This window comes from Streptomyces noursei ATCC 11455 (genome assembly GCF_001704275.1).
Lineage (GTDB): Bacteria > Actinomycetota > Actinomycetes > Streptomycetales > Streptomycetaceae > Streptomyces > Streptomyces noursei.
Genome location: NZ_CP011533.1, coordinates 6,633,500 through 6,651,993, shown reverse-complemented (window position 1 = coordinate 6,651,993; position 18,494 = coordinate 6,633,500). Strand labels below are relative to the sequence as shown.

General features: G+C 73.0%; 15 protein-coding genes. 8 read left to right on the top strand and 7 right to left on the bottom strand.

Annotated elements, in window-relative coordinates; all coding sequences use genetic code 11:
- Positions 1-19 precede the first annotated feature (19 nt).
- The gene (locus tag SNOUR_RS28200) at positions 20-1,477 is read right to left on the bottom strand and encodes an NsdA family TPR-like regulatory protein (protein ID WP_067352413.1); all 1,458 of its coding nucleotides are present in this window, start codon (positions 1,475-1,477) and stop codon (positions 20-22) included.
- A gap of 313 nt (positions 1,478-1,790) precedes the next feature.
- On the opposite strand from SNOUR_RS28200, the gene lipB reads away from it, so the two are divergent.
- The 4 genes from lipB (at position 1,791) to SNOUR_RS28180 (ending at position 4,858) form a co-directional block, all read left to right on the top strand.
- The gene (gene lipB / locus SNOUR_RS28195) at positions 1,791-2,606 is read left to right on the top strand and encodes a lipoyl(octanoyl) transferase LipB (RefSeq protein ID WP_067352411.1); all 816 of its coding nucleotides are present in this window, start codon (positions 1,791-1,793) and stop codon (positions 2,604-2,606) included.
- A 140-nt stretch (positions 2,607-2,746) separates the two neighbouring features.
- A complete protein-coding gene (gene lipA, locus SNOUR_RS28190; protein WP_067352409.1) occupies positions 2,747-3,697 on the top strand; it encodes a lipoyl synthase in 951 nt (316 codons plus the stop codon).
- A gap of 221 nt (positions 3,698-3,918) precedes the next feature.
- A complete protein-coding gene (locus tag SNOUR_RS28185; RefSeq protein WP_067352407.1) occupies positions 3,919-4,134 on the top strand; it encodes an SCO2195 family GlnR-regulated protein in 216 nt (71 codons plus the stop codon).
- Positions 4,135-4,144: 10 nt separating this feature from the next.
- The gene (locus SNOUR_RS28180; RefSeq protein WP_067352404.1) at positions 4,145-4,858 is read left to right on the top strand and encodes a DUF4191 domain-containing protein; all 714 of its coding nucleotides are present in this window, start codon (positions 4,145-4,147) and stop codon (positions 4,856-4,858) included.
- A 392-nt stretch (positions 4,859-5,250) separates the two neighbouring features.
- Here the strand turns inward: SNOUR_RS28180 and SNOUR_RS28175 are convergent, their stop codons facing one another.
- Complete coding sequence (locus SNOUR_RS28175; RefSeq protein WP_174717903.1) at positions 5,251-5,718, bottom strand: RDD family protein; 468 nt, start codon at positions 5,716-5,718, stop codon at positions 5,251-5,253.
- 268 nt (positions 5,719-5,986) lie between these two features.
- Here SNOUR_RS28175 and glnA point away from each other — a divergent pair, with 268 nt between their 5' ends.
- On the top strand, positions 5,987-7,396 hold the full coding sequence (glnA, locus tag SNOUR_RS28170; RefSeq protein WP_067352400.1) for a type I glutamate--ammonia ligase: 1,410 nt from the start codon (positions 5,987-5,989) through the stop codon (positions 7,394-7,396).
- 734 nt (positions 7,397-8,130) lie between these two features.
- On the opposite strand, the gene SNOUR_RS44805 is transcribed toward glnA, so the two are convergent.
- From SNOUR_RS44805 to SNOUR_RS28155, 3 genes are all read right to left on the bottom strand, one after another.
- Complete coding sequence (locus SNOUR_RS44805) at positions 8,131-10,734, bottom strand: MFS transporter (RefSeq protein ID WP_159425932.1); 2,604 nt, start codon at positions 10,732-10,734, stop codon at positions 8,131-8,133.
- 223 nt (positions 10,735-10,957) lie between these two features.
- A complete protein-coding gene (locus SNOUR_RS28160) occupies positions 10,958-11,230 on the bottom strand; it encodes a hypothetical protein (RefSeq protein ID WP_067352398.1) in 273 nt (90 codons plus the stop codon).
- A 151-nt stretch (positions 11,231-11,381) separates the two neighbouring features.
- A complete protein-coding gene (locus SNOUR_RS28155; protein ID WP_067352396.1) occupies positions 11,382-12,965 on the bottom strand; it encodes an AMP-binding protein in 1,584 nt (527 codons plus the stop codon).
- 415 nt (positions 12,966-13,380) lie between these two features.
- On the opposite strand from SNOUR_RS28155, the gene glnII reads away from it, so the two are divergent.
- The 3 genes from glnII to SNOUR_RS28140 all read left to right on the top strand — a co-directional run bounded on the left by glnII (position 13,381) and on the right by SNOUR_RS28140 (position 16,277).
- Entirely contained in the window at positions 13,381-14,403 is a 1,023-nt protein-coding gene (glnII, locus tag SNOUR_RS28150; RefSeq protein ID WP_067352394.1) for a glutamine synthetase, read from the top strand.
- A gap of 239 nt (positions 14,404-14,642) precedes the next feature.
- Positions 14,643-15,386, top strand: coding sequence for a rhomboid-like protein (locus SNOUR_RS28145; protein ID WP_312633987.1), 744 nt, complete (start codon positions 14,643-14,645; stop codon positions 15,384-15,386).
- A gap of 246 nt (positions 15,387-15,632) precedes the next feature.
- On the top strand, positions 15,633-16,277 hold the full coding sequence (locus SNOUR_RS28140; protein WP_067352391.1) for a winged helix-turn-helix domain-containing protein: 645 nt from the start codon (positions 15,633-15,635) through the stop codon (positions 16,275-16,277).
- Here the strand turns inward: SNOUR_RS28140 and SNOUR_RS28135 are convergent.
- Positions 16,253-17,227 carry a lysophospholipid acyltransferase family protein gene (locus tag SNOUR_RS28135; protein WP_079142937.1) on the bottom strand — a complete coding sequence of 325 codons (975 nt, stop codon included), beginning with the start codon at positions 17,225-17,227 and terminating at the stop codon, positions 16,253-16,255. The genes SNOUR_RS28140 and SNOUR_RS28135 overlap by 25 nt on opposite strands.
- A complete protein-coding gene (locus SNOUR_RS28130) occupies positions 17,224-18,021 on the bottom strand; it encodes a GNAT family N-acetyltransferase (RefSeq protein ID WP_067352390.1) in 798 nt (265 codons plus the stop codon). Before SNOUR_RS28130 ends, SNOUR_RS28135 begins: the two co-directional genes overlap by 4 nt.
- Between the last annotated feature and the right edge of the window lie 473 nt (positions 18,022-18,494).

Here is an 18,494-nt window from a genome sequence, read left to right as displayed (position 1 = left end):
GCCGTGCGACGCCCGTCCGTCATCCCAGCGCGGCCACCCGCTCGCGGTAGCCGCGCACCGCCGCCGCGTCCCGGTACGGCTCCAGCCGCCGCTCGAAGTCCCGGACGTACTCGTGGGCCCGTACGGAGCGCATCTCGGATGCCTGGAGGGCCGCCTCGGCGGCGAGCGTGCACGCCTGCTCCAGCTCGCCCAGGCCGAGCCGGGCGGTCGCCAGCACCACCCGGCAGAACAGCCGGCTGCGGGCGAACCCGGCGGCGCGCAGCTGGAGGGAGCGCTCGGCGTGCTGGGAGGCCGCGCGGTACTGCTGGAGATCGCGGTGGCAGTGCGCGAGTTCGTCGGCGAGCTGTGCCTCGTCGAAGAAGCGCGCCCAGTACGGGGTGTCGTCCCCGGGGCGGGCGCTCTCCAGGGCCCGTTCGGCGCGGGCCAGCGCGGCGGTGCAGGCCCGGACCTCGCTCAGGACGCCGTGGCCGCGCGCCTCCGCGGCGTGCAGCAGCGCCTGCACGGTGGGCGGCGCACTGCTGCCGACGCCCTGCTGGGCGACCCGGGCCAGCTGGACGGCCTCCCGGCCGTGCCCCAGATAGACCGCCTGCCGACTCATCGTCACCAGGACGTAGGAGCCGTACGCGCGGTCGCCGGCGGCCTGGGACAGCCGCAGCGCCTGGACGAAGTACCGCTGCGCCAGCCCGTGCGCGGCGATGTCGTACGAGGTCCAACCGGCCAGCCGGGTCAGGTCCGCGGCGGCCGCGAACAGCCGCCGGCCGACCGTCTCCCCGTAGGTGCCGCGGAGCATCGGCTCGGCCTCGTGCTCCAGGTAGCGCACCAGGGCCTGGCGGGCGTGGCCGCCGCCGTAGGCGTGGTCCAGGGCCCGGAACAGCTCGCCGACCGAGCGCAGCGCCGCGATGTCGCCGGAGGTGACCCGGCCGCCCTGGGTGCGGTCCACCCGCTCGGTCTGGCGCTGCCGGGGCACCGACGACCGGCCGCCCTGCACGGGCACCCGCTCCCCGGCCTCGCCGCCCGGCTCGCCGTGCGCGACGCGCTCGTCGGGCCGGCCGATCAGCCAGTCCCGGCTGGGCACCACCAGCCCCGCCGGGGTGAACGCGATCTTGCGGAGCTCGGCATGGCTGCCGGAGTCCTTGCGCCACAGGCCGCTGACGATGTCCACCGCCTCGGCGGGGGTCGAGGCGAATTCCAGCCCGGCGTACACCGGCGCGCAGGCGTCCAGGCCCAGGTCCTGGGCGGAGAGCCGGCGCCCCAGCCGGCGGGTGAAGACCTCCGCGATCAGCGCGGGGGTGGTGCCTCGGGGCTGTTGCCCGCGCAGCCAGCGGGTCACCGAGGTCTTGTCGTAGCGCAGGTCGAGGCCGTGCTCGATGCCGAGTTGATCAACCCGTCTGGCCAGCCCTGCGTTGGAGAAGCCCGCCTCGGCGATGAGCGCGGCGAGCTGTCGGTTGGGCGTGTGGTGCGGGGGTCGTTCCGTCATCAGCTTTACCGGTCTCCTGCCTTCCGGGCCGGGCCGCCGGGCTCGACTGACCCAGTCCGGCGTGCTCTTCGCCCTTGTGGAACGGCGTGAATGTAACGGCCTTCGGCGCCTTTCTCGCGGCCTGCGCCTCGCGTTCATCCGATCGTGTGAGCACGTCACGGGCTCGTCGGGGGCTGCGCGGCGCGTCGACCCCGTGTGGGGGGCGCGCGGGGCGGCCGTACAGTGGCATGGGCGCGACGTGGCATCGGAAGTGCCTCGCGAGGGGCATGAGACGTCGCATGCAACTGCGACAAGGGTTCGAAGAGGAGCTGCCGTGACTGCGATCTCTCGGGGGGAGACCCCCGCACCCGAGGGGCTGCGCTTTGTGCATCTGGGCTTCGGGACGGACGCCGTCGAGTACGAGGCGGCGTGGGCGGAGCAGCGTCGGGTCCACAGCGCCCGGTTCGCCGACGAGATCCCCGACACCTGCCTCCTCCTGGAACACCAGGCCGTCTACACGGCGGGCCGCCGGACCTCCGACGACGAGCGGCCGCTGGACGGCACCCCGGTCGTCGACGTGGACCGCGGCGGGAAGATCACCTGGCACGGCCCCGGCCAGCTGGTGGGCTACCCGATCCAGAAGCTGCCGCGCCCGGTCGACGTGGTCGCGCACGTCCGCCGCCTGGAGGACGCGCTGATCCGGGTCTGCGCCGAGTTCGGCGTCGAGGGCACCCGGGTCGAGGGCCGCAGCGGGGTGTGGGTCCTGGGGGACCCCGTCGACCAGCGGCCCGCGCTGGGCGGCCTCCAGCTCGACTTCGACCCGCGGGCCACGGACGAGCTGTTCGACCCGCGGCTGAACGGCCCCGAGTACGCGCCGTCCAACGCCGGACAGCGCGGTGAGGACCGCAAGCTCGCCGCGATCGGCATCCGCGTCGCCAAGGGCGTCACCATGCACGGCTTCGCGCTCAACGTGAATCCGGACACCACGTCCTTCGACAAGATCGTGCCCTGCGGCATCCGGGACGCCGGGGTCGCCTCGCTCTCCGGCGAGCTGGGCCGCGAGGTCACCATCGCCGAGGTCCTGCCGGTCGTCGAGAAGCACCTGCGGGGCGTCCTGGAGACCGCCGTCCTGCTCCCCCGCGCGGTCTGAGGGCCGCCCGCGGCCGAGGCCGCGGGAATGCCGCCCTCCCCTCCGAGGTTGGCCCTGCACCACCCGCACGTGGAAATGCGTGCGAATTGACGGGCGTACCCTGGTGTACGCCGAAGAATCGAAGTTGTTAGGGAGCCGACGTGTCCGCAGTCGCACCCGACGGACGCAAGATGCTGCGCCTGGAGGTCCGCAACAGCCAGACCCCCATCGAGCGCAAGCCCGAGTGGATCAAGACCCGGGCGAAAATGGGTCCCGAGTACAACCACCTCCAGGGCCTGGTCAAGAGCGAGGGTCTGCACACGGTCTGCCAGGAGGCGGGCTGTCCCAACATCTTTGAATGCTGGGAGGACCGCGAGGCGACCTTCCTCATCGGTGGTGACCAGTGCACCCGCCGCTGCGACTTCTGCCAGATCGACACCGGCAAGCCGCAGGAGCTGGACCGCGACGAGCCGCGCCGGGTCGCCGAGTCGGTCCAGACCATGGGCCTGAAGTACGCCACGATCACCGGCGTCGCCCGCGACGACCTGGAGGACGGCGGCGCCTGGCTCTACGCCGAGACCGTCCGCCAGATCCACGCCCTGATGCCGGACACCGGCGTCGAGCTGCTGATCCCGGACTTCAACGCGGTCCCCGAGCAGCTGGCTGAGGTCTTCTCCTCCCGCCCGCAGGTGCTGGCCCACAACGTCGAGACGGTCCCGCGGATCTTCAAGCGGATCCGCCCCGGCTTCCGCTACGAGCGGTCGCTGGAGGTCATCTCCAAGTCCCGCGAGGCCGGTCTGGTCACCAAGTCCAACCTCATCCTGGGCATGGGCGAGACCCGCGAGGAGATCAGCCAGGCGCTCCAGGACCTGCACGACGCGGGCTGCGAGCTGATCACGATCACCCAGTACCTGCGCCCCTCGGTCCGCCACCACCCCATCGAGCGCTGGGTCAAGCCCGCCGAGTTCGTGGAGCTCAAGGAGGAGGCCGAGGAGATCGGCTACGCCGGCGTCATGTCCGGCCCGCTGGTCCGCTCCTCCTACCGTGCCGGCCGCCTGTACCAGCAGGCGATCGAGCGGCGCGAGGTCGAGGCGTCCAGTCAGGCGGTTTGACGGCCCCGGCGCGCCGATCTGTGAATCGTGGCACATGCTGAGAGACGCGGCCCCGCACTCCCCCTGGCAGGGGGGCGTGGGGGCCGCGTCAACGTTTCATAGGTGTTTGACCGGCAGGTCATCCGTTGGTAACACCCTTCAGTGACGATGGATGTACGCACCGCAAGACACCTCCCCCCCCGCCCCCTGTTCGTTCCGTTCGTCCGAGGGAGACCATCACCATGGAGGCCGCGCCGCTCCGCGCCACCGCCCGCCCCATCCCCTCCGTCACCGGTGCACTGCGTGCCATCGAGGCCGTGCTGCTGCGCAGCGGCCAGCGCACCGCCCGCCGCAATGCCTGGACGTCGGTCCTGGAGGACCGCCGCCGCGCCAAGGACCGGTACGACGCCGAGTACGTCCTGGAGGCCGCGGCCACCCGACGCCCGCACGCCACGTAAACTTCGCTGTATGGCGAGGAAGGCAAACGCAACCGGCGCTGGCGGCGCTGAGAACCCCGGGCGGCTCAAGCAGATCGCCCTGACCTACAAGATGACCCGTCGGGTCGATTCCAAGGTCGGTCTTGTCGTCGCTGGCACAGGAATCGTCGTCTTCGGCGTGCTCCTCGCCATCGGCTTCCTGATCGGCCACCCCGTCTACGCGGGCATCCTGGGCTTCGTCCTGGCATTCCTGGCGATGGCGATCATCTTCGGCCGGCGCGCCGAGCGGGCGGCCTTCGGGCAGATGGAGGGCCAGCCCGGCGCGGCGGCCGCCGTCCTGGAGAACGTCGGCCGCGGCTGGACGGTGACCCCCGCGGTCGCCATGAACCGCAGCCAGGACGTGGTGCACCGCGCCGTCGGCAAGGCAGGCATCGTCCTGGTCGGCGAGGGCAACCCGAACCGACTGCGCGGCCTGCTGGCCGCCGAGAAGAAGCGCATGGCGCGCACCGTCGCCGACGCCCCGGTGCACGACGTCGTCGTCGGTGACGGCGAGGGCCAGGTCCCGCTCAAGAAGCTGCGGACCCACCTGCTGAAGCTCCCGCGCGTCCTCCCCGGCGCCCAGGTGACGGCCGTCAACGACCGCCTGCGCGCGCTCGGCGACCTGATGAGCAACATGCCGGTCCCGAAGGGGCCGATTCCTGGGCGTGGCATGCGGATGCCCAGGGGCGGCGGCAAGATGCGCTGACCACCGACGGCCAGTACGGCACGGCACGGACGACGACGCCCCGGGGCTTGGCCTCGGGGCGTCGTCGTCTTCTTATGCGTCTACTTCTGCTTCTGCTTCTCTTCGCCGCTCCGCTTGTTTGCGTTCCGCCCCCGCCGCACGCGGTGGCCGGCGGGCTTCCGACGCACGGGGTGCGTGGGGGCTGACGTGGGGGGCGTGGGGACGCGCACGCCCGATGACCTGTCCGACCGGGCGGGAACGGTGACGAGCGACGCGAGAGCACCCACCAGAGCGACGCGAGAGCACCCACCGGATCAGCTCAGATCAACTCAGCTCCGCATCACGGCGCGAACAGCTCCGCGCGACGCGAACGGTTCGCGCGACCGCGACGGAGGTCGGATCCGCGGCACGGATCAGATCCGTACCTCGACCGCGCGGGCGAGCCGGTCGTGCAGCCCCCGGCCGTCGCGGTCCCAGATCACCGCCGGGATGACCAGCACCAGCAGCAGCGTCCGCAGCACCACCCGCGGCAGGGTGATCCGGCCGCCGCCCTCGGCGACCACCCGCAGACCGAGCAGCCGCTTGCCGGGGGTGCAGCCGACCGTGCCGACGGTCAGCACGCTCATCACCGCGAAGACCAGCAGTGCCCAGTTGCTCGCCGACTGCGCCTTGCCGCCGCTGAGCAGCCCGTAGGCGATGAGCAGGCACAGCGCCCAGTCGATGAAGAGCGCGCCGAAGCGGCGGCCGAACCGCGCGATCGAGCCCGGTCCTTCCTCGGGCAGCCCGAGCCGCTGCCCGCGGTAGCCGAATTCGACGCCCATGTCCTCGGCTGCCGCACGGGGCCCGGAGATCCACGATCCGATTGCTTGCCTGTTGTCCACCCGTCCACGGTACTGCGACCGCATACGTTCCCCCGGCAGCGGGTTCCCGCACCGTCCCCGCCCCCTCGTCCCGCCGCTCCCCGCCCCGGGCCGCAGGCGCACACTGGGGGTGAGATCGACAGCGCGCCGGTTAACCTCGGCGAAACAAATGGGTCATGCTTGGGAAATCCCGCCTGCCTATGGTCGGGCAAGCGCGCCACCGCACATGGACGCGCTCCGAGTCGCAACCCCGCATCCGCCGAGCGGTGACCGGGCTAGGAGGAGTTGGATGTTCCAGAACGCCGACGACGCGAAGAAGTTCATCGCGGATGAGGACGTGAAGTTCGTCGACGTCCGTTTCTGCGATCTGCCGGGCGTGATGCAGCACTTCACGATCCCCGCCGCGGCGTTCGACCCGGACGAGGAGCTCGCGTTCGACGGTTCGTCGATCCGCGGCTTCCAGGCGATCCACGAGTCGGACATGGCGCTGCGCCCCGACCTGTCGACGGCCCGCCTGGACCCGTTCCGCCAGGAGAAGCACCTCAACATCAACTTCTTCATCCACGACCCGATCACGGGCGAGCAGTACAGCCGCGACCCGCGCAACATCGCCAAGAAGGCCGAGGCGTACCTCGCCTCCACCGGCATCGCGGACACCGCGTACTTCGGCCCCGAGGCGGAGTTCTACGTCTTCGACTCGGTCCGCTTCGAGACCTCCGCGAACCAGGGCTTCTACCACATCGACTCCGAGGCCGGCGCCTGGAACACCGGCGCCCGCGAGGACAACCGTGGCTACAAGGTCCGTTACAAGGGCGGCTACTTCCCGGCCCCGCCGGTCGACCACTTCGCCGACCTGCGTGCCGAGATCTCCCTGGAGCTGGAGAAGTCCGGCCTCCAGGTCGAGCGCCAGCACCACGAGGTCGGCACCGCCGGCCAGGCGGAGATCAACTACAAGTTCAACACCCTCCTCGCCGCCGCCGACGACCTGATGCTCTTCAAGTACATCGTGAAGAACGTCGCCTGGCGCAACGGCAAGACCGCCACCTTCATGCCCAAGCCGATCTTCGGTGACAACGGCTCCGGCATGCACGTCCACCAGTCGCTGTGGCAGGGCGGCCAGCCGCTCTTCTACGACGAGCAGGGCTACGCGGGCCTCTCGGACACCGCCCGCTACTACATCGGCGGCATCCTCAAGCACGCCCCGTCGCTGCTGGCGTTCACCAACCCCACCGTGAACTCCTACCACCGCCTGGTCCCGGGCTTCGAGGCCCCGGTCAACCTGGTCTACTCGCAGCGCAACCGCTCCGCCGCCATGCGCATCCCGATCACGGGCTCCAACCCGAAGGCCAAGCGCGTCGAGTTCCGTGCCCCGGACCCGTCGTCCAACCCGTACCTCGCCTTCTCGGCCCTCCTCCTGGCCGGCCTCGACGGCGTCAAGAACAAGATCGAGCCGGCCGAGCCGATCGACAAGGACCTCTACGAGCTCGCGCCGGAGGAGCACGCCGGCGTCCCGCAGGTCCCGACCTCCCTCCCCGCGGTCCTCGAGGCCCTCGAAGACGACAACGAGTACCTGCAGCAGGGCGGCGTCTTCACCTCCGACCTGATCGAGACCTGGATCGACTACAAGCGCACCAACGAAATCGCCCCGATCCAGCTCCGCCCGCACCCGCACGAGTTCGAGCTGTACTTCGACATCTAAAAAATTAGATCTCGAACTCGGCGTACGGTAGCCGAGAAGCCTGGAGTGGTTGCTTCCGTCCGAGACCGACGGAAGCAACCACTCTTTGCGTTTTCCCACAACGTGAACTCACAACGTCAAAGTGCCTGTTGAGCCAGAAAAAGCGCCGTGATTTCCGTCGGCGGTGGCGTGGAAGACCACACGGGCATGCGGCCGGCACCGAGTAGGGCATGGGGACGCGGCCTGGGCTCGACCGCCGGCGCGCTTGGTGGCCGGGCCCGGGCGCGGTCAGCGCTTCTTGGTCTTCCTCTTCTGCCGCGGTGTCCACTCACCTCGGTGGAGCTGGCAGCGCGAGTAGCCGATCATCGCAGGGTTCTGACACGGCTTGCCGGTCGCGGTCTTGGTCGATCCACACTTGACTTGCTTGGCCACCTGTCCTCCCGCCCCTTCGGTGCACTGAGCACATCGTCACGGGCGGGCATGACCGGCGTCCTGTGACCCACGCATTTCGGCTGATTCGAAGTCCCGAGGGACTGCATGGCGACACCTGGCACGGCCGCCGGTCCATACCTTTGCAGCCGGAAGAGAAGTCGCTCGACGAGCGAACATGAATCGCCGTCAGGTGAAACGCAGCGAAAGACGGTACTGCCTCCATTCCGGCACGACGTCACGTGATCCTGAATGCGTTGTCGATAACGGATTTCTCCGTCCCGCCCGGGGGCGTCTCCGGGCGGCGGCCGGCTTCGTGGGGAGGGTCAGAGGGTGGCCCGCTGGTCGTAGGCGGGGAGGGGTGGTGCGGGGAGCGCGGGGGCGGCGGACCGGATCAGGAGGGCGGCGGCCAGGCCGGCGAGGAGGGTGAGGCCGACCGACCACCACAGGGCGGTGGCGTAGCCGCCCAGGGTGGCGCTGGTGAGGTACTCCACGAGTTGCGGTGTCGTACCTCGCGGGTTGAGGAGCCGGCCGCTCCGGGCCGCTTCGGCGAAGTTCTGCCCGAGGCCGGGCAGCCGTGCCATGCGGGCGGCGATGGCCGAGGACAGCACGCTGCCGAAGAGTGCCGTGCCGAGCACCCCGCCCACCTGGTGGGTCGCGCCGGCCACTGCCGCGCCGCCGCCCGCGTCCGACGCGGCGAGGCCGGCCGTGGCGAGGGAGAGGAGCGGCGTCAGGGCCGTGCCGAGGCCCAGGCCGGCGAGGACCATGCCGGGCAGGACCAGGGCGCCGTACGGGCTGTCGGGCGTGCGGAAGGCCAGCAGCGCCAGGCCGAGCGCGGTGAGCAGCAGGCCCGGCACGATCAGGTTGCGCGGCGCGATGCGGGGCAGCAGACGGGCGGAGACCTGGGTGGCACCGATGACGACCGCGACGGCCGTGGGCAGGATCGCCAGGCCGGTGCCCATCGGGGAGTAGCCGCGGACGTTCTCCAGGTACGCCGTCAGGGTCGGGAGGAGGGCGAGCGTGCCGGCGCCGGCCAGGAACAGGGTGACGAAGGAGCCGACGCGGTCGCGGTCCCCGAGGGCGTACGACGGCAGGAGCGCGGTGCCCGCCCTGGTCTGCCACCAGAAGAAGGCGATCAGCAGGGCGACGCCGATCGCGAACAGGGCCAGCACCAGGAGGTCGGTCCAGCCGCGCGAGCCGGTCTGCTGGAAGCCGTAGAGGAGGGCGGCGATCCCACTGGAGCCGAACAGCAGGCCCGGCGCGTCGAAGCGGGGGCCGGTGCGGACCAGGCGGTCGTGGACCAGGGTGGCCACACCGAGCACGGCGATCAGGGCGAGCGGGACGTCGATGAACAGGCACCAGCGCCAGCTCAGGAATTCCACCAACCAGCCACCGGCGAACAGGCCCGCCGTCGAGCCGCCGGCGACGATCGCGGCGTAGATCCCGAAGGCCCTGCCGCGGGCCTTCGGCTCGGGGAAGTCGGCGGCCACCAGGGCCAGTGCGGCCGGCGACAGCAGCGCGGCGAAGACGCCCTGCAGGACGCGGGCCGAGAGCAGCATGCCGGAGCTGACGGCCAGACCGCCGACGGCGCCGGCCACCGCGAAGCCGGCCAGGCCGATGATCAGCATCCGTTTGCGGCCCACCAGGTCGGCGAGATGCCCGCCGAGCAGCAGCAGCCCGCCGAAGGCGAGTCCGTAGCCGGCGAACAGCCCGTTCACGTCGTCGGCGCGGAGGTGCAGATCGGCCATGATCGTCGGCGCCGCCGTCCGCAGGGACGTCGCGTCGAGCAGCACGAAGAGCTGTACGAGGCCGACCACCACCAGGCCCCACCAGCGCATGCGGTGCGGCAGCGCCGGGTCCTGGACGGGGGGCGGGGAGGGCGGCACGGGCCATGCCTGGGGGGTCATGCCCGGGGGTGGTCCGAAACCCTGCGGGGGGACGGCGTGCGCCGGCGCCGTGGGCGCGTACGCGGGCGGCGGGGGCGCGGGGGCGGGGGTGGCGGCCGTCTCGGGGGCGAAGTCCAGCAACTGTGCCGCGTGCCGGCCGAGTTGGGCGAGTACCGCGCCCGGCAGCCACTCCCCGTCCGGGCCCGTGCCCTGGCCGGCGTCCGCGTCCGCCGCCGTGCGGGCCGCGACCTGGTGGAGGGTGGGCCGCGCGGCCGGGTCCTTGTCGAGGCACGCGCGGACGAGATCGAGCAGCGGCTCGGGGACGCCGGTCAGGTCCGGCTCCTCCTCGGCGATCCGGAAGAGGTGGGCGTTCAGCCCGGTCTCCGTGGCGCCGAAGAGCAGGCGGCCGGTGGCGGCGTAGACGAGGACGGCGCCCAGGCAGAACACATCGCTGGCGGGGGTGAGTTCGAGGCCGCGCACCTGCTCGGGCGACATGAAGCCGGGGGAACCGATCAGCATGCCGGTGCGGGTGTGCAGGCTGTCCCCGGCGAGGCTGTCCATGGCTCGCGCGATGCCGAAGTCGATCACGCGCGGCCCGTCCACCGTCACCAGGACGTTGGACGGTTTGAGGTCCCGGTGGATCAGGCCCGCCTCGTGCACCGCCTGCAGGGCGAGGGCGAGGCGGTTGGCCAGCACCCGCACGGAGTTCTCGGGCAGCGGCCCGAAGTCGTGTGCCACCACGGTGGTCAGGTCGGGTCCGGGGATGTACTGGGTCGCCACCCAGGGGACCGCGGCCTCGGTGTCGGCGTCGAGCACGGCCGCCGTCCAGGAGCCGCCCACCTTCCGGGCGGCCGCCACCTCGCGGGCGAAGCGGCGGCGGAACTCCGGGTGTTGTGCGTGCTCGGCCTGGACGACCTTCACCGCTACGGTCCGCCCGACCTCGGAACGGCCCAGATAGACCAGGCCCATACCGCCCGCGCCCAGACGGGCGATCAGGCGGTACGGACCTATGTGCGTCGGGTCTGAGGAAATCAGCTGATCCACGGAGGCAAGGTAATCCACGCCACGGGACGCGGCACCGGATTCCGCGCTTCCTCCGCATCCTTCCTACCGCGGAGCCTCGAACTCCGCATCGCCGCGGGGAGGGAGACCGCCCCGCTGCCCCACCGCCACCGCCCGGAAGCGGCCGCGCGGCCGGGACCGACGTGCGCCGGCCCGGGGCGCGTGGCGTTCCGGGCCGGCCGTCGGGGCAACCGGGCGGGCGGGGTCAGCAGTTGTCGTAGATCAGGGCGCGGACGAGGCGGCAGGTGGTGTCGGAGGGGTGGTGGACGCCGATGGCGAGAGCGGTGGTGCGGATCTTGGTGTTGGTGGCGTGCTCGGGGCGGTAGACGCCGGTGTCGAGCAGGGCTATGGCCAGGCGCATGGCCTTCAGGCGGCGGTTGTGGGATTCGTACCGCTCGCGGGGCCATCCGGCGGGGAGCGGTTTCTTGGGCAGCGGGTGGGCCGGGAGGGGTTTCGTCATGAGTGTGGCAGCAGCCATCCGGCGGACCTCCTGGAGCTTTGGTGAACCCTCACTTACTGGTTCCCATTTTACTGCCGGGCACTGACAAAAGCCCCTGGCCAGGGGGGATTTGCCGGTGTGCGGGCGGGGGTTTCGGGGCGCGGCCGGAGGGGGTGGTCCGACGCCCGGTTCAGGGGGTGGGAACGGGGCGGGCGCGAAGGAGCTTCTTGTCGGGCTTGCCGACGGGGGTGAGCGGGATGGTGTCGAGGAGGTGGACGGCGGTGGGGGCGTAGAGGGCGCCCTTGTGGGCGGTGACGAAGGTGCGCAGGGCGGTGAGGGAGACCTCGTCGGCGGCGTGGCCGGGGGCGGGGACGACCGCGAGGTGCACCTCCTCGGTTTCGTCGGGGGTGCGGACGCCGTAGGCGGCGGCGTGGACGACGGCGGGGTGGGTGTGGAGGAGGTCTTCGAGCTCGGAGGGGTGGACGTGGCCGCCGACGACGATGATCACGTCCTTGAGGCGGTCGACGAGGTAGAGGCGGCCGTCGGTGTCCAGGTAGCCGACGTCACCGGTGTGCACCCAGCCGTCGCGGAGGACCTGGGCGGTGAGGTCGGGGCGCTTCCAGTAGCCGCGCATCGCGCCGGCGGAGTGGACGTGGACCTCGCCCGGCTCCCCCGGCGGCAGGTCGCGGCCCTCGGCGTCGCGGATGGCGAGGGTCACACCGGGCATCGGACGGCCGACGGTCATCGGGGCGTCGATGCGGATGTCGGCGTGGTCGGCGGGGCCGGCCTGGGTGATCGCCATCGCCTCGGACTGGCCGTAGCACCCGTAGAGGACCGGCCCGAAGACCTCGGCCGCCTGGCGCATCCGGGGCGCGGAGGCGGTGCAGCCACCGTAGAGGATGCGGGTGAGGGAACCTAGGTCGGTGGTGGGGAGGGTGGGGTCGTCGAGCAGGCGGTAGAGGAGCGGCGGCAGCAGCCAGAGCTGGGTGATGCGTTCGCGGGCGATGGCGGCGAGGACGGCGGTGGGGTCGAAGTCCCGGTGGAGGACGACGCTGCCGCCGGCCACGAGGGTGACGTCGGCCATGATGCCCGCCATGTGGGCCAGCGAGGTGCAGGCCAGCAGACGGGGCGGCTCGCCGGCGCCGCTGTCGGCGAGCTGGGCGATCATCCCGGCGAACGGGCCGTGCGTCATCCGGACTCCCTTGGGGATGCCGGTCGTTCCGCCGGTGTGCCGGATGCACCAGTCGTCCTCGGGGCGGACCGCGCCGGCGACGGTCGGGGTGACGGGGAGGGCGGCACCGGCGGCGAGCAGGTCGGGGCCGAGCGGGGCGGCGTCGCCGGGGGGCGGACCGAAGGTCATCGCCTCGGGGCGGGAGCCGGTGCAGCCGTCCAGGAGGGCGCGCGCGGTGTCGTGCAGGTCGGGGTCGACCAGGAGGAGGACGGTCTCCGCGCTCTCGACCATCCGGGACAGGGTTTCGGCGGCCATCCCCTCGTAGAGCAGGACCACCCGCGCGCCGAGGAGGTTGACGGCGTAACGGGCGGCGAGCGCCTCGGGGCGGTTGCGGCTGAGGACGGAGACGGTGCGGCCGCGATCGACGCCGTGGGTGCGCAGGACGGCGGCCATGCGGTGGACGGTGGCGTGCAGGTCGCCGGCCGTGACGTCCTGGCCGTCGGCCGAGGTGACGACCGAGCGGTCGGGGTCGCGGGCGAAGACGGTGAGGAGGGTGTCGACGTAGCTGGTGAACGGCGGGGCGTCGGTGGGCGCGGCGGTCATGGCGGGCTCCTTCGGGAAGGCGGCACGCGGGGTGCCGGTCGGTTGCGACGTTAGGCGGGGTCGGTCATGCCTTCCACGACCAAATGCGCCATGTGGATATGCACTTGGGGTTATGAGGGGTGGCTGAAATCGGATACGGCCGCGCGAGGGGGGCCACGGCCACGACGGGCGACGGCGCCGCCGAACTGTCCGGCCGGATACGGAACTTGAGGTTCTGGGGTGACTGCGGGAGCATGACCGAGCACCGCGGGCATGGAATGCCAGGCGTTTTGTGGCGAATAGTCGCAGAATCAGAGGATGTCCGACTGGGTAACCTGCGGTTCACATATGGGCAACGGACGGGAAACGGCCTGTTGCGAGAGTGCTCCGGTACGCCCCGCACGCGTACCCGCACCGACCCGTATAAGAGGACCCCGTGACCATCAAGGCCGAGTACATCTGGATCGACGGCACCCAGCCGACCGCCAAGCTCCGCTCCAAGACCAAGATCCTGACGGACGGCGGCTCGCTGCCGCGGTGGGGCTTCGACGGGTCCAGCACCAACCAGGCCGAGGGCCACTCCTCCGACCTCGTGCTCGACCCGGTGTTCAGCTGCCCGGACCCGATCCGCGGCGGCGACCACCTGCTGGTGCTGTGCGAGGTGCTCAACACCGACCTGACCCCGCACCCCTCCAACACCCGGGCCCTGCTGCGCCCGGTGGCCGAGCGCTTCGCCGGTCAGGAGCCGATCTTCGGCATCGAGCAGGAGTACACCTTCCTCAAGGGCGACCGCCCGCTGGGCTTCCCCGAGGGCGGCGGCTTCCCCGCCCCCCAGGGCGGCTACTACTGCGGCGTCGGCGCCGGCGAGATCTTCGGCCGGGAGATCGTCGAGCAGCACCTCGACCGCTGCCTGGCGGCCGGCCTCGGGCTGTCCGGCATCAACGCCGAGGTGATGCCGGGCCAGTGGGAGTTCCAGGTGGGCGCGCTGGCCCCGCTGGAGGTCTCCGACCACCTGTGGGTGGCGCGCTGGCTGCTGCACCGCACGGCGGAGGAGTACGGCGTCACCGCCTCCCTGGACGCCAAGCCGGCCCGGGGCGACTGGAACGGCGCGGGCGCGCACACCAACTTCTCCACCCGCGCGATGCGCGAGGGCTACGACCCGATCATCACCGCCTGCGAGGCGCTGGGCGAGGGCGACAAGCCGCTGGAGCACGTCCGCCAGTACGGCACCGGCATCGAGGAGCGGCTGACCGGCGCCCACGAGACCGCGCCCTGGGACGCGTACTCCTACGGCGCCTCGGACCGCGGTGCCTCGGTGCGCATCCCGTGGCAGGTCGAGGTCGAGAAGAAGGGCTACATCGAGGACCGGCGGCCGAACGCCAACGTGGACCCCTACGTGGTGACCCGGCTGATCGTGGACACCTGCTGCACGGAGCTGGAACGGCGCGCCCAGGCGTGACCGACCGCCCGCCGGAGCGGGGGGTGGAGCGGGGCCGGACCGGCGGGTCCGGCCCCTTCCGCATGTCCGGGCGGCACCCCGGCGGGCGGGCGCGGGCCGGGCGGCCGGACCGACTGTCGGTGGCGGATGGCACGCTGGACCCATGCTTGCGCTCGCCGTCGGGGCGGGGGGACGGCAGGACCGGGAGCGGAGGGGGACGCGGGGTGCGGAGCCGATCGTGGCGCGGGGGACTGCCCTGGATGACGCCGTTGTACGTGGGGGCGCTGCAGTGCGGGGCGTACGCCACCGCCCGGCTGCCGGTGCCACGGCGTGCGGAGCTGCTGCGGGCGCACTCCACCAACGTCGCCAATCTGCGCGCCGGCCGGTGGGGCACGCTGGCCACCAGCGCGGCCTTCGTGGAGGAGCCGCTGCCGGCGGCGTACGGGGCCGCGCTGCTGGCGACGCTCGGGACGGCCGAGGCGCGGTGGGGCGCCGGGCGCGCGGCGGCGGTGTTCGCGGCCGGGCACGTCGGCGCCAGCCTGCTGGTCTACGCCGGCCTGCGCGGGCGCCGGTGGGCACGGCGGGCAGCCGCGCGGCCGGCGCCCGAGGCGGCCGGCGGGGCCGGCACCGCGCACGCCGTGGACGTCGGGGCGAGCTACGGCTTCTACGCCACCCTCGGCGCGCTGGCCGCTTCGGTGCCGCACCGTGGGGCACGGGCGGCGGCGACCGGCGGGCTGCTGGCGCTGGGCGCGGTGCCGGTGGTCCGCCGCGGCCGGACGTTCACCGACGTCGGGCATCTGACGGCGCTGGCACTCGGGGTGGGCATGGGAGCCGCGGGGATCCCCGTGCGGGGGCGAATTCCGGCCACCGGGTGGGACGTCCCCCAACCGGTCCCGTCCGCAACTCCGTTGCGCGGGAGGGCAGTCGGGGCACGCCCGGCACCCGCGCGGCGGCCGGCAGGGCGGAGGCCCGGCGGGATCGCGTCACCACCGGCCGGGGTGTGAAAGACAGATCAGTGACCGTCTGGTTCAATAGCCCCATGGCCAGCCTCACAGACATCGCGACGGGTCGCATCGACCTCGAGCCGTTCTGGCCGTCCCGGCAGGCGCACGCTTTCGACCGTCTGTGTTGCCGCGCGCACTGAGCGCGGGCCCGCACCTCCCTCTCCGACACCTCTGACCGGTGTCCCCAGCCCTGCCCGCGCGCATGACGTCCCCCGGCGATCCCCTGCGCGAAAGAGCTGACCTTCGATGACCAATCTCCGTACCGTTCCCGCCGGTTCCGCCACGGCCACCGTTCCCCCGCCGCCCCACCCCCGCCACCGGCTGCGCGCCGTGGCGCCCGACGAGGCCCTGCCCTCCCCGGCCTCCGCCGCGAGGTACCCCCAGCCCGCCGCCGCCCCCGGTGCGGTCGCCGCGCGCCACAGTGCGCAGCATGTCGCCGAGCTGCTGGCCTCGGGGGCGACCTGGCTCCCGGCGCCGCAGCACAGCCTGCCCGCCCTGCCCGGTCAGCCGCCGATGGTCGGCTATCTCGTGCTGGTCCCGGCCGAGCAGGCCCCCGCCGCGCCGCAGCCGCCCGCCGGGCCCGCCCCGGCGGCCCGGACCGGCGACGAGATCGTCCGGATCGACCCCGAGCAGCGGACCGCCTACGTCCGCGAACGGCAACTGGACCTGACGTACCTCGAATTCGAGCTGCTGGCCCATCTGGTCGCGCATCCGCACCGGGTGCACACCCGCGACCAGTTGGTGACCACGGTCTGGGGCTACGGGCACGTCGGCGACGGCCGCACCGTCGATGTCCACGTCGCCCGGCTGCGCCGGAAGTTGGGCGCCGAGCACCGCGGGTCGATCGTGACCGTCCGGCGGGTCGGCTACAAGTACGTGCCGAGCGCCTGACCGGGCCGGTCGGCCGGCCGCACGCCGCCGGGCGCGCCCCCGGTGCAGGCGCCGGCTCCACCGGAGCGGCTGCCGCCGCACAGCCTGTTGCCCCGGCCGCCGCCGAGCACCACCCGCTCGACGGCGCCGGCCAGCGCCCGGCGGTCCAGGCCCCGGCCCGCCGTGGGCAGCGCCGGGTGGACGGTGACCCGCACGGTCAGTCCGCTGGCGGTGATCACCCGGCGCAGCGAGGCGGCGAAGGTGTCGTCCCCGCAGAAGGCGGCCACCGTGGTGGGATACCCGTGTTGGACGTAGTCGACGGTCACCGGGCGCACCGGGGCGCCGGCGTCCAGGGCGGCCTGGAAGGTGGCCCGGCGGAAGGCGCCTTGGTCGGCGGTGCACCAGGTGGTGGCCTGGGGGAAGACCGCCACCGAGCGGCCGGCGGCCAGCAGCGCCGACAACTCCCGCACGGTCTGCGGGAGTCGGCGGGGGCTGGTGCGGTCGATGAAGTGGGTGCCGGCCCGGCGGGCCAGGCCGCCGACCAGCGGCCAGTGGCCGACCTCGCGCTTGGCGAGCAGGGTCGCGGGTTCGACCGCGAGCAGCGCGACGATGTCGAGCCACGAGATGTGGTTGAGGGCGATCAGGGTGCCCGGTGCGCCGGCCGCACCGGGGGCGCGCTCCGCCGGCCGGGCCCCCGGTTCCGCACCGGGCGCGGCGGGCACGGTCAGCGGGTCCGCCCCGGTCGCCGCGCCGCGGACCTCCAGCCCGACCGAGAGCGCCGTCAACAGCGCCCGTGCGTACGCCCGGAGCCGAACGGGGTCCGCCAGCCGCGGACCGGCCGTCAGGGCGCGGCCCACCGCGCCGGCGAACGCGGTGGCGCGGCGGGCGGTGCCGGGGAGCGGGAGGGGCGGGGCGGTGTGCGCGGCGCAGCGCGGGGTGCACACCGCGCGGACGTCCCAGGGGCCGTTCACCGCTCCCCCAGGAAGAAGCGGCGGTAGCGGTCGCCGAGCTGCTCGATGTCCAGGACGGTGAAGAAGTCGGCGACCCCGAAGTCCGGGTCGTGGGCGGGGGCGCCGCAGATCCACGCGCCGATCCGGAGGTAGCCGCGCAGCAGCGGGGGCAGTTGGGCGAGGGCGGGGCGTTCGGGCAGCGGGGCGGTGGGCTCCCAGGGGCGGTGCGGGGTGACCAGGAACGCCGGCGGCGCGGCGTGCCGGGTGCGGGCCAGCGCCCAGGCGTGGGCGGCGGCGGTGCCCCCGTCGGCGAGCGGTACGGAGGCGCAGCCGGCGAGGTAGCGGTGGCCGGAGAGCAGGGTGTAGCGGGCCAGGGCGGCCCACATCTGGTTGATGACGGCACCGTTGCGGTGGTCGGGGTGGACGCAGGAGCGGCCGGCCTCGATGAGGGCGGGGCGCACCGCGTCCAGCGCGGTGAGGTCGAACTCGCCGTCGGAGTAGAGGCGTCGGCTGCGGCCCGGGGGCAGCAGCCGGTAGGTGCCGACGACGGCGCCGGTGGGGGTGTGGGTGACGACGAGGTGGTCGGCGAGGGCGTCGACCGCGTCGATGTCGTGGCCGGGGAGCGGGCTGTCGAGGGCGGCGCCCAGCTCGTCGCCGAAGACCTGGTGGCGCAGGCGCTGGGCGGCCCGGACCAGGTCGGGGGTGTCGGCGATCAGGGCGGTGTACTCGGGGGCGGCGGTGTCCGGGGCGGGGGTGTCCGGGGCGGGGGTGTCCGGGGCGGCCGAACCGTGGGTCGTGGTGGGTGCCGTGCTCATCAGAGCCTCCGTAGGTGGTGCTGGGGACACCCCCGGTGGGGTGCGCGCCCCAATGACCTGGTGTTCTCCTACGCGGCAGACTGTTCCCGCGCCCGCCGGCCACCCGCGTGAAGCTCAGGGAGCGTACGGGTAAGGGTCCGCAGAACACTGGTCGCCGCGGTGTGCGGGGCGACGCCGCGGGTGGAGGGGAAGTGGAGGGGAAAGTGCCTCGTCACGCGCCGGTCCCCGCGTCGCCGTCCCTGTCGATGGCATCCCGCGAACGGGCACCGCCGACGCGGCGTTTTTCGGCCAATCACAGGGAGGGGCGAGTGGCCACGGGGACGGGCGGGTGGGGGGAGCCGCCCCCGGCGGTGCCCGTCGCGCGCCGCCAACTCCCGTGCCGGGCACCGCGGCAGGCCCGGGTTCCGCCGCTGGAAAGCTCCTCCGGGCGCCGCGTACGCTGACCGGCACAGCTCACGCGAGTAAGGGGAGCA

Excerpts from the sequence above, each read along its gene's own strand:
- SNOUR_RS28160 (WP_067352398.1), bottom strand. The coding sequence starts at position 11,230 with ATGGCTGCTGCCACACTCATGACGAAACCCCTCCCGGCCCACCCGCTG.
- SNOUR_RS28140 (WP_067352391.1), top strand. The coding sequence starts at position 15,633 with ATGACCAATCTCCGTACCGTTCCCGCCGGTTCCGCCACGGCCACCGTT.
- SNOUR_RS28185 (WP_067352407.1), top strand. The coding sequence starts at position 3,919 with ATGGAGGCCGCGCCGCTCCGCGCCACCGCCCGCCCCATCCCCTCCGTC.
- SNOUR_RS28200 (WP_067352413.1), bottom strand. The coding sequence starts at position 1,477 with ATGACGGAACGACCCCCGCACCACACGCCCAACCGACAGCTCGCCGCG.
- SNOUR_RS28180 (WP_067352404.1), top strand. The coding sequence starts at position 4,145 with ATGGCGAGGAAGGCAAACGCAACCGGCGCTGGCGGCGCTGAGAACCCC.
- SNOUR_RS28130 (WP_067352390.1), bottom strand. The coding sequence starts at position 18,021 with ATGAGCACGGCACCCACCACGACCCACGGTTCGGCCGCCCCGGACACC.
- SNOUR_RS28145 (WP_312633987.1), top strand. The coding sequence starts at position 14,643 with ATGACGCCGTTGTACGTGGGGGCGCTGCAGTGCGGGGCGTACGCCACC.
- SNOUR_RS28155 (WP_067352396.1), bottom strand. The coding sequence starts at position 12,965 with ATGACCGCCGCGCCCACCGACGCCCCGCCGTTCACCAGCTACGTCGAC.
- glnA (WP_067352400.1), top strand. The coding sequence starts at position 5,987 with ATGTTCCAGAACGCCGACGACGCGAAGAAGTTCATCGCGGATGAGGAC.